The sequence below is a fragment of the Aeromonas sp. 95A genome (assembly GCF_051919235.1).
Classification (GTDB): Bacteria; Pseudomonadota; Gammaproteobacteria; order Enterobacterales; family Aeromonadaceae; genus Aeromonas; species Aeromonas veronii.
This window is the reverse complement of record NZ_JBQBFC010000001.1, coordinates 1,165,879-1,179,421: the sequence shown is the minus strand read 5'-3', so window position 1 is coordinate 1,179,421 and position 13,543 is coordinate 1,165,879. Positions and strand designations below refer to the sequence as shown.

Annotated in this window: 16 protein-coding genes; 11 read left to right on the top strand and 5 right to left on the bottom strand. The window is 62.9% G+C overall.

The window, feature by feature from the left end; all coding sequences use genetic code 11:
* The first annotated feature begins 68 nt into the window (after positions 1 to 68).
* Positions 69 to 911, top strand: a complete 843-nt coding sequence (locus tag ACTG2U_RS05130) for a LysR family transcriptional regulator (protein ID WP_201960469.1) — start codon at positions 69 to 71, stop codon at positions 909 to 911.
* Between the two features lie 77 nt (positions 912 to 988).
* Here the strand turns inward: ACTG2U_RS05130 and rsmS are convergent, their stop codons facing one another.
* Together rsmS and ACTG2U_RS05120 are read right to left on the bottom strand one after the other, a co-directional pair.
* Complete coding sequence (gene rsmS, locus ACTG2U_RS05125) at positions 989 to 1,144, bottom strand: pleiotropic regulatory protein RsmS (protein ID WP_005337582.1); 156 nt, start codon at positions 1,142 to 1,144, stop codon at positions 989 to 991.
* A gap of 94 nt (positions 1,145 to 1,238) precedes the next feature.
* Entirely contained in the window at positions 1,239 to 1,706 is a 468-nt protein-coding gene (locus ACTG2U_RS05120) for an acyl-CoA thioesterase (protein ID WP_041208541.1), read from the bottom strand.
* 138 nt (positions 1,707 to 1,844) lie between these two features.
* On the opposite strand from ACTG2U_RS05120, the gene ACTG2U_RS05115 reads away from it, so the two are divergent.
* Both ACTG2U_RS05115 and ACTG2U_RS05110 read left to right on the top strand, forming a co-directional pair.
* Positions 1,845 to 2,483, top strand: coding sequence for a tellurite resistance TerB family protein (locus tag ACTG2U_RS05115; RefSeq protein ID WP_439974142.1), 639 nt, complete (start codon positions 1,845 to 1,847; stop codon positions 2,481 to 2,483).
* A 154-nt stretch (positions 2,484 to 2,637) separates the two neighbouring features.
* The gene (locus tag ACTG2U_RS05110; RefSeq protein WP_439974141.1) at positions 2,638 to 3,096 is read left to right on the top strand and encodes an N-acetyltransferase family protein; all 459 of its coding nucleotides are present in this window, start codon (positions 2,638 to 2,640) and stop codon (positions 3,094 to 3,096) included.
* A gap of 93 nt (positions 3,097 to 3,189) precedes the next feature.
* Here the strand turns inward: ACTG2U_RS05110 and ACTG2U_RS05105 are convergent, their stop codons facing one another.
* Positions 3,190 to 4,605, bottom strand: a complete 1,416-nt coding sequence (locus tag ACTG2U_RS05105) for a PLP-dependent aminotransferase family protein (protein WP_429201950.1) — start codon at positions 4,603 to 4,605, stop codon at positions 3,190 to 3,192.
* 122 nt (positions 4,606 to 4,727) lie between these two features.
* Between ACTG2U_RS05105 and ACTG2U_RS05100 the strand changes: the two genes are divergently transcribed.
* From ACTG2U_RS05100 to ACTG2U_RS05065, 8 genes are all read left to right on the top strand, one after another.
* The gene (locus tag ACTG2U_RS05100) at positions 4,728 to 6,299 is read left to right on the top strand and encodes a cytochrome ubiquinol oxidase subunit I (RefSeq protein WP_265783683.1); all 1,572 of its coding nucleotides are present in this window, start codon (positions 4,728 to 4,730) and stop codon (positions 6,297 to 6,299) included.
* Positions 6,299 to 7,438 carry a cytochrome d ubiquinol oxidase subunit II gene (gene cydB, locus ACTG2U_RS05095; RefSeq protein ID WP_439974140.1) on the top strand — a complete coding sequence of 380 codons (1,140 nt, stop codon included), beginning with the start codon at positions 6,299 to 6,301 and terminating at the stop codon, positions 7,436 to 7,438. Before ACTG2U_RS05100 ends, cydB begins: the two co-directional genes overlap by 1 nt.
* Before the next feature lie 16 nt (positions 7,439 to 7,454).
* Positions 7,455 to 7,565, top strand: coding sequence for a cytochrome bd-I oxidase subunit CydX (cydX, locus tag ACTG2U_RS05090; protein ID WP_005337572.1), 111 nt, complete (start codon positions 7,455 to 7,457; stop codon positions 7,563 to 7,565).
* Between the two features lie 121 nt (positions 7,566 to 7,686).
* Complete coding sequence (locus ACTG2U_RS05085) at positions 7,687 to 8,646, top strand: MBL fold metallo-hydrolase (protein WP_439974139.1); 960 nt, start codon at positions 7,687 to 7,689, stop codon at positions 8,644 to 8,646.
* The gene (locus ACTG2U_RS05080; protein WP_043825690.1) at positions 8,639 to 8,965 is read left to right on the top strand and encodes a hypothetical protein; all 327 of its coding nucleotides are present in this window, start codon (positions 8,639 to 8,641) and stop codon (positions 8,963 to 8,965) included. Before ACTG2U_RS05085 ends, ACTG2U_RS05080 begins: the two co-directional genes overlap by 8 nt.
* Positions 8,953 to 9,810: a DUF692 domain-containing protein gene (locus ACTG2U_RS05075; RefSeq protein WP_439974138.1), complete on the top strand. Its 858-nt coding sequence runs from the start codon at positions 8,953 to 8,955 to the stop codon at positions 9,808 to 9,810. Before ACTG2U_RS05080 ends, ACTG2U_RS05075 begins: the two co-directional genes overlap by 13 nt.
* A complete protein-coding gene (locus tag ACTG2U_RS05070; protein ID WP_439974137.1) occupies positions 9,803 to 10,597 on the top strand; it encodes an HvfC/BufC family peptide modification chaperone in 795 nt (264 codons plus the stop codon). Before ACTG2U_RS05075 ends, ACTG2U_RS05070 begins: the two co-directional genes overlap by 8 nt.
* On the top strand, positions 10,594 to 11,202 hold the full coding sequence (locus tag ACTG2U_RS05065; protein ID WP_421339819.1) for an HvfX family Cu-binding RiPP maturation protein: 609 nt from the start codon (positions 10,594 to 10,596) through the stop codon (positions 11,200 to 11,202). Before ACTG2U_RS05070 ends, ACTG2U_RS05065 begins: the two co-directional genes overlap by 4 nt.
* Before the next feature lie 115 nt (positions 11,203 to 11,317).
* Here ACTG2U_RS05065 and ACTG2U_RS05060 read toward each other — a convergent pair whose 3' ends face one another.
* Together ACTG2U_RS05060 and ACTG2U_RS05055 are read right to left on the bottom strand one after the other, a co-directional pair.
* The gene (locus ACTG2U_RS05060; RefSeq protein WP_005359664.1) at positions 11,318 to 11,989 is read right to left on the bottom strand and encodes an NAD(P)H-dependent oxidoreductase; all 672 of its coding nucleotides are present in this window, start codon (positions 11,987 to 11,989) and stop codon (positions 11,318 to 11,320) included.
* A 143-nt stretch (positions 11,990 to 12,132) separates the two neighbouring features.
* On the bottom strand, positions 12,133 to 13,311 hold the full coding sequence (locus ACTG2U_RS05055; RefSeq protein ID WP_439974136.1) for an MFS transporter: 1,179 nt from the start codon (positions 13,309 to 13,311) through the stop codon (positions 12,133 to 12,135).
* Positions 13,312 to 13,543 lie beyond the last annotated feature (232 nt).

Genomic DNA, 13,543 nt, shown 5'->3' with positions numbered 1-13,543 from the left:
GGGCTCGAAAGTCATTTGGAAATTAAATGATAGAATGGGTTTCAGTGGTTTTGTAAATGGAGCACCCCATGCTGGATCCCCTGTTATTGCGCAGTTTTGTCGCCATTATCGACACCGGCAGCTTCACCCGGGCCGGTGAACGGGTCCATCTGACCCAATCCACCATCAGCCAGCAGATGCGCAGGCTCGAACAGCAGATCGGTTGCCCGCTGCTGGACCGCTCCGGTCGGCAGGTGGTGGCGACGGCCGAGGGGGAGCAGTTGCTGGGGTTGGCCCGCCGCATTCTGGCACTGCTGGCGCAGGCCGAGGAGCAGGTGAGCGAGGGGAGCATATCGCTCAGCCTCGGGGTGCCGGAGGATTTCGCCGCCGGTGCCATCACCCCGGTGCTGGCTGCCTTTGCCCGCGACTACCCCGAGGTGCGGCTGGAGGTGGAGAGCGGCCTGAGCCACCACATCTGGCAGCGTTTTGCGGCGGGGGAGCTGGATCTGGCGCTGGTCAAGCAGGTGCGCGGACAGGGCTCGCCGCTCGCCAGCTGGCGTGAGCCGCTGGTGTGGGTCGATAGCCGCGACTGGCCGGCCAAGGGGCGTGATCCGCTGCCGCTGGTCGCCTTCCCGAGCGAAGGGCTCTATCGCCAGCAGATGACCGAGGCGCTCGATGGTCTGGGGCGGCGCTGGCGTGTCGCCTATGTCAGCGCCAGTCTCGCCAGTTTGCAGGGGGCGGTGAGCGCAGGCATTGGCGTGAGCTTGCTGCCCAAGCGGCTGATGCCCGCCGATCAGCTGGCCCTGACCCAGTGGCCCAAGGTGGCATCGGTGGAGCTGGCACTCCATGCGGCAAAGGATGGGGGTGAACCGCTCAGCCGCTTGAGTTCGGCCCTGATCGCCCTCTGTGACGAGGTGATGGGGCCGCAGTGAGTGGCCTATGTGGGGAAAAACGTCTGTGGGGAAAAACTGACGTCGGCAAGATAAGGCGGAAAAAGTGCGGGGAGGGATCAGTGATCCTTCCCCTCCGCCAGCTTGCGCTCGTAGTCATTTTTTACGATGGCCAGCGCCGCCAGCACCAGCTCGGGGGCCAGCTCATTGGTTTCCAGCAGTTCAATCAGATCCACCGCGAGTTTTACCTCGGGCGGGGCAGTTTCCAGTGACATGGGCAGGGTTCCGGTTGCGGGAAGAGGGGGGATTATACAGGGGCGCCGCCGTTGGCCGAAAGAGCCCGCTCTGTCGGGCTGTGAGGCATCAGGGTCAGAGGTGCTGGCGCATCTCCTTGTCGATCTCCTCGCGCAGGGCGATGAGCTTTTTGGCGTACTGCTGCAACTGCAGATCGCTCTCGCTCAGCGGCTGCCACTGGGGCACCGGGGTCGGTTTGCCCTGCTCATCCATCGCCACAAAGATGATGATGCAGTGGGTGGTTTTGTGGCGCTCGGTCTCGGTGGGATGGCGGCTGTAGACATCCACCGCCAGATGCATGCTGGTGGTGCCGGTGTGGATCACCTGGGCGTGAACCTCTACCAGCTGGCCAATCTGGATGGGGCGCAAAAAGCGGATCCCCCCCACATAGACGGTCACCGCATAGCCGCCGCACCAGCCAGCGGCGCAGGCATAGCCCGCTTGATCGATCCACTTCATCACCATGCCGCCGTGGACCTTGCCGCCGAAATTGACGTCGGAGGGCTCGGCCAGAAATTGCAGGGTCAGTTCGCGATTGGGCACAGTCACATCCTTATTGCCTGAAGAGTTTCCCTGAGCTTTGCCCCATCGGCCTGCCCGGTCAAGGGTTCATCCCCGATTCAGGGGGGTGGGGTCACTATCTGGCTCTATCGACGGGAACATAGCCGCAGGAGTGACACCATGAAACAGATGCTGGAACAGTTGCTGGGGGCTGGCAAAGGCTGGCTCAACGAAGGCGGAGAGAAGCGAAAGGGGCAGATGGAGGGGGCGCTGGCCGGCGGTGCGCTTGGTCTGCTGCTGGGCAATAAAAAAGTGCGCAAATATGGTGGCAAGGCCGCTGCCGTGGGCGGCGCTGCGGCCCTTGGCGGGCTGGCCTACAAGCTCTATCAGGATTGGCAGGCCCAGCAGGCGGCGCCCGCCCAGCCCACCCATCCCATCAGCGGGCTGGAAGGCAATGCGCTGGATGCCCGCGCGGCCCTCTTGGTGCGCGCAATGGTGGCCGCGGCCCGTGCTGATGGCCATATCGACGGCGCCGAGCGCCAGAAAATTCAGGAGTACCTGACCGAACAGGGTCAGAGCGATGTTGCCCGCTGGATTGACGCCGAGCTGGCCCGTCCCCTCGATCCCCACGCGCTGGCGCGGGAAGTGACCGATATGGAGCTGGCCACCGAGGTCTATCTCGCCTCCCTGCTCGCCATCGAGGTGGATCACTTTATGGAGCGCGGCTATCTCGACGAGCTGGCGCGCGCCCTCAAGCTAGACGACAACCTCAAGGGCAGCATCGAGCGGCAGGTGGCCCAACTTAACGCCCCCGCCTGATACCCCTCATCGCCATGGATTGCCGATAACGCCCCGCTCAAGGGGCGTTGTTGTTTCTGCTGCCCGCCAAAAGATACGGATGAGCCTATTTGGATTGCGGGACACAGCCCCTAAGATGGCGCAGGACCATCACCATTTTTGCAAGGAGCAACCGTTGGAGATACGCAAGGCAAGCGAACTGGATATCGATGCCATTGTCGAGCTGAACCGGCAGATAGGAGAGATCCACCATCAGCACTATCCCGAAGTGTTCTGCCCCCCTTCGCCAGAGGAGCGGGCATTTTTGCTGAGCACAATCGGCGCCGAAGGGCGTCTATTCTGCGTTGCCGAGCAGGATGGCAGGGTGGTGGGATTTTTGACTGCGCGGATCGACATCAATGAGAGCGTGCCATTTCTCAGCAAGCTGCCTATCTGCCGCATCGGCTCGGTGGTGGTGGATGAGCAGCACCGCTCCCGCGGGATTGGCAAGGCGCTGATCGCCCATTGCGATGAGTGGGCCAAGGCCCGTGATGCTCAGCAAATCCGGCTGGAGGTGATGGCCTTCAACGAGCGTGCCCAAGCGCTCTACGAGGCGCTGGGCTTCAAGGTGCAGTCGCAGATCATGGCCAGATGATCAGTTTCTGATGGCGAGCCAAGGCGCGTCACTCCCCAACTACACAGGCCCGTTACGGGCCTTTGTTCGTTTCGTCAGCGGCTCTTTGCCACGTTACTTTTCGCCGAGTTGCGCGGCAATCAGCGCGGCCAGCCGGGTGAGGGCCTGCTCCAGCTGTTCGCTCCAGGGATGGGAGCTGTTGAGGCGCAGGCAGTGGTTGTGTTGTCCCTGACTGGAAAAGAGCGCGCCGGGGGCCACTGAAAAACCGCTGCCCAGAGCCTTGGCGTGCAGGGCGCGGCTGTCGAAATGGGCAGGCAGCGCCAGCCAGAGGAAGTAGCCGCCATCGGGGGAGGAGATCCGCACCTCGTCCGGAAGCAAGCGCTGCAGGGCCGCCCGCATCTGCTGCTGGCGCTGGGCCAGGGTGTGGCGCAGGCGGCGAAAGTGGGCATCGACCCCGCCCTGGCGCAGCATCTCGGCCAGCGCCAGCTGGCTCGGTACATTGGTGGAGAGGGTGGACATCAGTTGCAGCCGCTGCACCCGCTCGGCATGGGGTCCCGCCACCACCCAGCCGACCCGAAAGCCCGGTGCCAGACACTTGGAAAAGGAGCTGCAGAGCAGGCTGTCGCCACGCTGATCCCAGTGGCGGATCGGCTTGGGGCGCTCGCGGCCGAAGTAGACCTCGGCATAGACGTCATCCTCCACCAGCGGCACCCCATGGCTGTTGAGCAGCGCCATCAGCTGCGCTTTGTGACTATCTGGCATGGTGTGTCCCAGCGGGTGCTGCACATTGCCCATCAGCCAGCACGCCTTGACCGGAATGCGGGTGAGGGCGTCGGCCAGCAGGTCGAGATCGATGCCCACCCCCGGGATCACCGGGATCTCCACCGCCTTGAGTTTCAGCCGCTCGATGGCCTGCAAGGCGCCATAGAAGGTGGGGGACTCCACCACCACCCAGTCACCGGGCTCGGTCAGCACCTGCAGGCTGAGGGAGAGCGCCTCCATGGCGCCGGTGGTGATGATGATCTCCTGCGGATTGACCGCTACCCCGTCGCTGGCGTAGCGCTGGGCGATGGCACGGCGCAGCGCTTCGTTGCCGGGGGGCAGGTCGGCCACCGTGCTGAAGGGATCGAGCTTGCGCATGCAGCTGGCCAGGGCCCGCCCGAGCTGGGGATGGGGGAACAGGGTCGGGTCTGCTACCGACATGCCAAGGGGTACCAGATCCCGCGATTTACTCGCCTGCAACACCTCGAACACCAGATCGTTGATATCCACCGAGCCGCTGTAGTGGGTCTGGCTCGGCGTGTGCTGCACGACTTGTGGTGAGGCGGCTTTGACGTAGTAGCCGGACTGGGGGCGGGCGAGGATCCGCCCCTGACTCTCCAGCAGTTGATAGGCCTGCAACACCGTCATGGGGCTGAGCCCGTGGGTCTTGCAGCTCTGGCGAATGGAGGGGATGCGCTCCCCCGGTTGCCAGATACCATCGTCGATCTGGCTTTGCAGGCGGTCGGCCAACTGCTGGTAAAGGGACATGATCTGGATCAACTGTTATAGGTGTAATTCAATATAACTGCATCTGTTATAGGTGTCATGCTCCGTGATGTACTTGTCACGCACGAAACGTGCAAGGCAAATACAACAAAAGAGAGTGACGCATGATCAATCCGGATGACGTGGTCAGCCTGTCTCGCCTGCAATTTGGCGCCACGGCCCTGTTCCACTTCCTGTTTGTGCCCCTCACGCTGGGGCTGTCCTGGATCCTGGTGATCGCCGAGTCGGCTTATGTGATGACCGGCAAGGTGATCTATCAGGACATCACCCGCTTCTGGGGCAAACTGTTTGGCATCAACTTCGTCATGGGGGTCACCACGGGGATCACCATGGAGTTTCAGTTCGGCACCAACTGGGCTTACTACTCCCACTATGTGGGGGACATCTTCGGTACCCCGCTGGCCATCGAGGGGCTGATGGCCTTCTTCCTCGAATCGACCTTGGTGGGGCTCTTCTTCTTCGGCTGGGACAAGCTCTCCCGCGGCAAGCACCTGCTGGTGACCATGCTGGTGGCGCTCGGCTCCAATCTCTCCGCGCTCTGGATCCTGATCGGCAACGGCTGGATGCAAAACCCGGTGGGGGCCGAGTTCAACCTGCTGACCCAGCGCATGGAGCTGGTGGATATCGCCGCCGTGCTCTTTAACCCGGTGGCGCAGGTGAAGTTCGTTCACACCGTTGCGGCGGGCTATGTGGCGGCCTCCATGTTCGTGATGGGGGTGAGCAGCTGGTATCTGCTGCGCAAAACCGAGGTGCAGTTTGCCCTGCGCTCCTTCGCCATCGCCTCCGGCTTCGGGCTGGCGGCCATTCTCTCGGTCATTGTGCTGGGGGATGAGTCGGGCTATCGCACCGGCGAGGTGCAGAAGGTCAAGCTCGCCGCCATCGAGGCAGAGTGGGAGACCGAGCCAGCGCCAGCCTCCTTTACCCTGTTCGGCTTCCCGGATCAGCAGGCGGAAACCACCCACGCCGCCATCAAGATCCCGTATCTGATGGGGATCATCGCCACCCGCTCCATCGACGAGGCGGTGACCGGCCTCAAGGATATCAAGGTGCAGAACGAGGCACGCATCCGCAGCGGCATGGTGGCGGCCGAGGCCCTCGAGCAGATCCGGCAGGGTGATGACAGCCCTGCCAACCGTGCCCGCTTCGAGCAGCACGGCAAGGATCTTGGCTACGGCATGCTGCTCACCCCCTATGCCAGCAATATCGCCAAGGCGGGGGAGGCGGAGATCGCCAAGGCGGTGGATGACTCCATCCCGCCGGTGGCACCGCTCTTCTGGGGCTTTCGGGTGATGGTGGGGCTTGGCGTCACCATGCTGGGGCTGATGGTGGTGAGCTTTGTTCAGCTCTGCCGCAACCGGCTGCAAGACTCGCCACGGCTGCTCAAGACCCTGTTCTGGAGCATGCCGCTGCCCTGGATTGCCATCGAGGCGGGCTGGCTGGTGGCCGAGCTCGGCCGTCAACCCTGGACCATCAGCGATGTGCTACCGGTCTCGGCCTCGGTCTCTTTGCTTCAGCCGGGCCAACTCTGGTTCAGCCTGATTGCTATCTGCTCCATCTACACCCTGTTGCTGGTGGTGGAGCTGTTCCTGTTGCGCCATGTGATCCGCAAGGGGCCCGCCATTCTCCATACCGGCCGCTACAGCGGTGAACAACCCGAACTTGCGAGGATCGCCTGATGGATTACGCAACCCTGAAACTCATCTGGTGGGCGCTGGTGCTCTTCATGATGGTCGGTTTTATCGTGATGGATGGCTTCGATCTCGGCATCGCCATGCTGCTGCCGGTGGTGTCGAAAGATGACGACGACCGCCGTCTGGTGATCAACAGCGTGGGACCGGTGTGGGAGGGCAATCAGGTGTGGCTGATTGCCGGTGCCGGTGCCCTGTTCGCCGCCTGGCCGCTGGTTTATGCCGCCGCCTTCTCGGGGCTTTACATCCCCATGGTGGTGCTGCTGCTTGGGCTCTTTCTGCGTCCGGTCGGCTTTGACTATCGCAGCAAGCTGGCCGATCCGGTTTGGCGCCGCTGGTGGGATCGGGCGCTGGTGGCGGGTGGCCTGATACCGGCGCTCATCCTCGGTGCTGCTATCGGTCTGGTGATGGAGGGGCTGCCGTTTCGCTTCGACACGGCGCTGCGCCTGCACTACGGCGCGTTCGACTTCCACTGGGGCTGGCTGCTCTCGGTGCTGGCCACCGCCATCACCCTGTTGCTACTGCACGGCGCCGGTTTTCTGCAAGCCAAGGTGACTGGCACCCCTGCGCTGCGCGCACGGGGGATCGCCATCCTGCTGGCCCCGCTGGTGAGCCTCGGCTATCTGCTGGCCGGCTGGCATCTGGTGGATCTGCAAGGGTTTCAGCTGACCGGTGTCGGCACACAACCCTTTGACCCGAATGCTGCCATCAGCCCGCTGATGAAGGGGGTGATCCCCCACGCTGGAGGCTGGCTGCGCAACTACTTTGACTATCCGCTGCTGTGGCTGGTGCCGATCATCGGGACGCTGGCGCCGCTGGTGAGCGGGATTGCCTCCTGGCTGGAGCGGGGCCGAATTGCGCTGCTGGCCAGCGCCATCGCCTGCGCCGCCATGCTCTGCTCGGTGGCCATCGCCCTGTTCCCTTTCGTGCTGCCCTCATCCCTTGATGCGGTCAGCAGCCTGACCCTGTGGGACAGCACCTCCAGTTACAAGACCCTGGCCATCATGTTCGGCCTCGTGCTGGTGCTGATGCCGGTCAACCTGGGCTACACCGGCTGGGTCTATCGGGTGGTGCGCGGCAAGCTCGACCGTGCCCGCATCAAGCGCGACAGCCATCAACTCTACTGACCTCAAGGGATCTGCTATGTGGTACTTCACCTGGATTTTGGGCCTCGGATTCGCCCTGCTGCTGGGCCTGTGCAACCTGCTCTGGCTGGAAGCGCGCTGGCAGGCGGACGAACGGGACGGTAACTGACGGCGGGGGGCTCGCGCCCCGCCATGGCCGGTGGCTGGCGTTCACTCGTCGCCATCGGCCCCTCTCTCCCCCCCTTTAAACGACACACTTTCAACCGACAACCAACCGACAGGTAATTGTGATGAAACAGAGATTGAAAGCGGTGGCGCTGGCCATAGGGTGCGCGCTCACCGTCGCCCCGGCCTGTGCCGAACCGGTACAACTGACGCCACTGGATAAAACCTTCACCCTGCAGGTGCTCGGCAGTGGCGGCCCCATCTCCGACGACCTGCGCGCCTCCTCCAGCGAGGTGATCTGGTGGAAGGGGAAGTCCCGCATCCTGATCGATGCCGGTGGCGGCGTCTACCTGCGCTTCGGCCAGGCGGGGGCCAAGCTCGAAGAGGTCGATTTTATCGGCATCACCCACTTTCACACCGATCATGTGACCGACCTGCCCGCCCTGCTCAAGGGGGCCTACTTCTTCGAGCGCAGCGATCCGCTGGATCTGGCGGGGCCCGAGGCCGGCTCGGCCTTTCCCTGCATGAGCGGCTACTTCGATGCCCTCTTCAACAAGGAGAAGGGCGCTTATGCCTACCTGAGCGGCTTCAAGGATGGCACCGATGGCCTCTTCCCAATCACCTTGCACGATATGCCCTACCAGAGCCCGCAGCCTCACACCGTCTATCAGCAGGATGGGCTGACCATCACCGCGCTCGGCATTCCTCACGGTGACGTGCCCTGTCTGGCCTATCGCATCGAGAGCGCCGAGGGGACCATCGTTATCTCGGCGGATCAGAACGGCAGCAACCCGGCCTTTGTGCCGTTTGCCAAGGGGGCCGACATTCTGGTGATGCCGCTCGCCATCCACGAAGGGGCCGACCCTGTCTCCGCCTCGCTCCATGCCAAGCCATCTGTGGTGGCCAAGATTGCCGCCGAGGTGAACCCCAAGCTGCTGGTGCTCAACCACTGGATGGGGGTCGGCCTCAATCACAAGAAAGAGGCGATGGCCATCGTCAAACAGCAGTTCCACGGCCAGATCGTGGCTGCCCGCGATCTCTCCAGCTACCCCGTTTCATCCGTCAAGGAGTCCGCTCATGAGTAACTCAAGCAGCAACAAAACCAACAAACTGACCCTCTCCATCGCTATGACCAGCCTGATTGCCCTGACACCGGGGCTGGCGCTCGCGGCCACCCCGAGCGATGCGCCGGTCAAGGCCGCCCCCAGCGAACAGCACGGCGGCAAGTGTGCGGCGGGCAAGTGCGGTACCGAGAAGCGCTTCGAGAAGCAAGCCCTCGACAGTGATCCGCAGGGGCGGCTGGTGCGCGCCCGCGATGGCAAGTGTGGCGTGGCGGGCGAGGGGATTGATGGCAATACATCCAGCCAGGGCAGCAAGATGACGGAGGGGGTATGCGGCCAATAAGCTCCCGCAGTCGTGGGATCGGGCTGCGCCAGGAGCATCTGGATGCGCTCTGCTCCGGCCCCGTCCGCCCCGGCATCGACTTTCTCGAGCTGGCGCCGGAGAACTGGATGGCTATCGGCGGCGCCAAGCGGGCGCAGCTGCATCAGCTGGCCGAGCGTTACCCGTTGGTGGCCCACGGCCTCAGCCTCTCTCTCGGCGATTGCCAGCCCCTCAATCGCACCCTGCTCGGCCAGATCCGCACCTTTCTGGATGAGTTAGGCATCGAGATCTACAGCGAGCACCTGAGCTTTTCCCGCGACCAACAGGGTTATCTCTACGAACTGCTACCGGTGCCGCGTCAGTGGGAGAACATTCCCTATCTGGCCGAGCGGATCGCGCAGGTGCAGGAGGCGCTGGCCCGCCCGCTGGTGCTGGAAAATATCTCCTACTACCACGGCTATGACCACGAAATGCCGGAGGAGGGTTTTCTCGCCGAGCTGGTGGCGCGTAGCGGCTGCGAGCTGCTGCTCGATATCAACAACGTCTTTGTGAACAGCCGCAACCACGGTTACTGCCCCAAGCGGATGATTGCCGGGCTGCCGAGCAATGCGATCCGCTATTTCCATATCGCCGGTCATCTGGAAGAGGCGGACGGCACTTTATTGGATACCCATGGCAAACCGGTGTGCGAGGCGGTGGTGGCGCTGGCCCGTTATACGGTGCAGACCCACGGCCTGCGCCCTCTGCTGCTGGAGCGGGATCACCATCTGCCACCGCTGGCAGAGTTGGAGACCGAACTGGCGCGGGTGCACGGCGCCTGTTGCGAGGCGAACGATCGTCAGTTGCAGGAGGTGCGCTATGGATAGACGGTTATCACTGATCACTGCGCCCAAAACGGCGCCGCAGCGGATGCAGCAGCAGACCACCTGGCTGGCGAGCCGGGTGCGGCTGCCGCAGGATGGCATCGCCAGCCACTATGCCCGCAGCGTGCGCGCCAATGTGGAGTCGGTGCTGGAGAGCGCTTTTCCGCTCACCCACGCTCACTGGGCGCCGGTGGACAGATGGCAACTGGTGGAGGGCTTTGTTATCCAGCACGGCGCCGAGGCTCCCGAGTTTCACCATATCGCCACCGAGTTTGTCCGCTATGTGCAGCATCGCCACAGTGAGGGCACCCTCAACTGGCCCAGGCAGCGGCTGGCACTGCTGGAGTACGAGTGGGCCTGCCTCTGTGTCGAGATTGATGAAGGGGTGGTGCCGCAAGAGTTGCCGGGGGAGGAGGTAACGGCGGAGAGTTCGTTTACGCTCAATCCCACCCTGCAACTGCTTGAGCTCCCCTTTGCCATTCGTCGCAGCGGCGTGGTGCCGACCCGGCAGGGCAACCACTTCTATGGCCTGTTTCGCAGTCCGGATCATCAGGTAGTGACCCAGCGGTTGCGCGAATGGGACGTGGCGCTGATCCAGCTGCTGCAACAGCAGCCGGGGATCACCCAAGCCGCATTCAAGCAACAGGTGCAACAGGTTCGCAGCGACTTTGATCTGAGCGAGTGGGCGCGCCATTTTCACCGGCTGGGTCTGTTGATCCTGCCCGTCGGTGAGCGCCAGCCTGGCACTCCCTTGCCCCCATTTAGCAAACACCAAGGAGAATTCCCATGAACAACACCCTTATCCAGTGGTACGAGCGGGCGGTGGCCCTGTGCAAGCGGCTCGATTTTCTTGCCCTGCTGGCCATTCGCCTCTATCTCATTCCGGTCATCTATGTGGGGGCCCACTCCAAGGTGATGGGCTTTGCCGGCACGGTCGCCTGGTTTGGTGCGCCGGTCTCGGAAGGGGGGCTCAACCTGCCGTTCCCGACCCTGCTCGCCTTTCTGGCGGCGGGCACCGAGGTGCTGGGCTGCATCTGCATCGCCCTTGGCCTCTTTACCCGTATCATGGCCATTCCCACCATCTTCCTTATGAGCGTGGCGAGCGCCATGGTGCACTGGAAGCACGGCTGGGACGCCATCGCCACCGGCAGCATGGAGGCCACTGTGCGCCTCAACGGCTTTATCGAGTGGCTGGCCGCCAATTTCCCCGGTCGCTACAACTACATCACCGAGCTCGGGGATCCCGTGATGCTCAACAACGGGATGGAGTTTGCCGCCACCTACTTCGTGATGCTGCTGGTGCTGCTGGTTTACGGCGGGGGCCGCTACGTCAGCCTCGACTACTGGCTCAAGCGTGCCGTGACCGGCAAAGCAGGCGTGCAACAGGCGGCATAAGACCCGCCAACGGATAACAAAAACCATAACGACAGAGCGTGAAAAACAGCGAGCGGCCGGGTGCCGCTCGCTGTTTTTGTGCTTTGGGGGGGGAGAGTGTCAGCTGCGTCAGACGTTACTGGTAGCGGCCGACTGCGATGGGGGACTCCTGCTCAATCTGGCCAAGGCGCTCGGCCCACTGGGCGAGCCAGGCTTCCCGCTCTTCTTGCGAGACCCGCACCGGGGCATAACAGATATGGGGGCGCAGCACATCGAAGCCGACAAATTGCAGGATCCCGCGCTGGATGGGGCGCAGCACCCCGTCGATATCACCGTTGAAGCCATCGGGCAGATAGGTCTCGGCAGGGCCGCCGGTGGTGAGGCTCAGCAACGCCCGCTTGCCGCGAAACTTGCCGCTCTCGTAGATATGGCCCTGACCGTAGACCCGTCCCATGGCAAAGACTCTATCCACCCACCCCTTGAGGATGGCTGGCAGGCCAAACCACCAGAGCGGGAACTGGAAGATCAGCAGATCGGCCGCCTCCAGCTTTTGCATCTCCTGCTCCAGCTGCGGGGCAAAGCTGCCCTGCTCGGTGGCAGCCAGCTCTTCGAGTTGCAGCTTGAGAAAATCGGGATCGCTGGCGGCAGTGAAGTTGCGCCGATCCGAGACGGGATCAAAGCCCATGGCATAGAGATCGCTGGTCATCACTGTGTGGCCCGCCTGCTCCAGCGCCCTGATGGCGTGGCAGAAGAGGGCACCGTTGAAGCTTTTGGGTTCGGGATGGGCATAGACAATAAGCACCTTCATAACAGACTCCGTGGCAAATGATGCGAGGGTGACAGGCTTGGTTGCTGAAACAGTTGAGGGCTTGAGGCTGTGTCACAGCATAGAAGCCTGCCGCGCCGATTGCAGCAGGCGCCACGTCTTTGCGTGACGCCTGCTGGCGCAGCTTATGCCTGACAGGCTGCGAGCCGGAGGGCTTCGCGGCGCTCGCTGACATGGGTCAGTCCGTAGGCCAGCAGCACGATAAGGGCGCCGATCCAGGGTGTGTGCATCAGGCCGAGGTGTTCCACCACAAAACCACCGACCACAGATCCCAGCGCAATGCCGACGTTGAAGGCGGCAATATTGAGGCCCGATGCCACATCCACCGCCTTGGGGGTGTGCAGTTCGGCTTGTTTCACCACCAGCACCTGCAGACCCGGCACGTTGCCGAAGGCAAAGGCGCCCCACACCAGCACGGTCAGTACCGCCAGCACCGGATGGGGGGCGGTGAAGGTGAGAACCAGCAGCACCAGCGCCAGACCGGCAAACAGCAGCTTCAGCGCCGGCAATGGACCCATCTTGTCGGCCAGCTTGCCGCCCCAGATATTACCGACGGCAACCGATACCCCGTAGACCAGCAGGATCAGGCTCACCGCACCGGCGCTAAAGCCACTCACCTGCTGCAGGATGGGGGCGAGGAAGGTAAACGCCGTGAAGGCGCCGCCATAACCGAGGGCGGTCTTGGCGTAGACCAGCAGCAGCGGCTTTTTGGTCAGTACCGAAAGCTGCTCGCGGATGGTCGAGGCTGCCCCCTTGGGCAGGTTGCTCGGGATCAGCAGCAGGCTACCCACCATGGCGACCAGACCCAGCAGGCTCACCACCAGAAAGGTTTCACGCCAGCCAAAGACCTGACCAATCCAGGTGCCGAGCGGTACGCCGGTTACCAGCGCCACGGTAAGGCCGCTGAACATGATGGCGATGGCGCTCGCCGCCTTCTCTTTGGCCACAAGACCCGTGGCGATGGTGCTACCCACCGAGAAGAAGACCCCGTGCGCCAATCCGGTCAGGATGCGGGCCACGATCAGGCTCTCGTAACCGGGGGCCTGCCAGGCCAGCAGGTTGCCGGCGGTAAAGAGTGCCATCAGCCCTACCAGCAGCCACTTGCGCGGCACCCTGCTGGTGAGCGCCGTGAGCACGGGGGCGCCGATGGCCACCCCAAGGGCATAGAGGCTGACCAGCAGGCCCGCCGAGGGGAGCGAGACATTGAGCTGCTCTGCGATGGTGGGGATAAGCCCCACAATCACAAATTCGGTGGTGCCGATCGCAAAGGCACTTAAGGTAAGGGCAAATAACGCCAGTGGCATAACAACTCCTTGGTTAGGGACTCCCGACGGGAGAATGGCGCCAGTATGCCGATGGGTTTTGTTGGCAAAAATGACGGTGACAGCAAATTACTTTTGCCAAATAAGCAGCAATAAAGCTGAGTGGGAGGGGATTGTGCTGCCCGCGGCGTGAGCGCAACGCAGTGATCTGCCTCGCAGAACGGGATGAACGCTGCTCCTTTTCTGAGCTTGTTTAAGCTCCAGTACAAGCTGG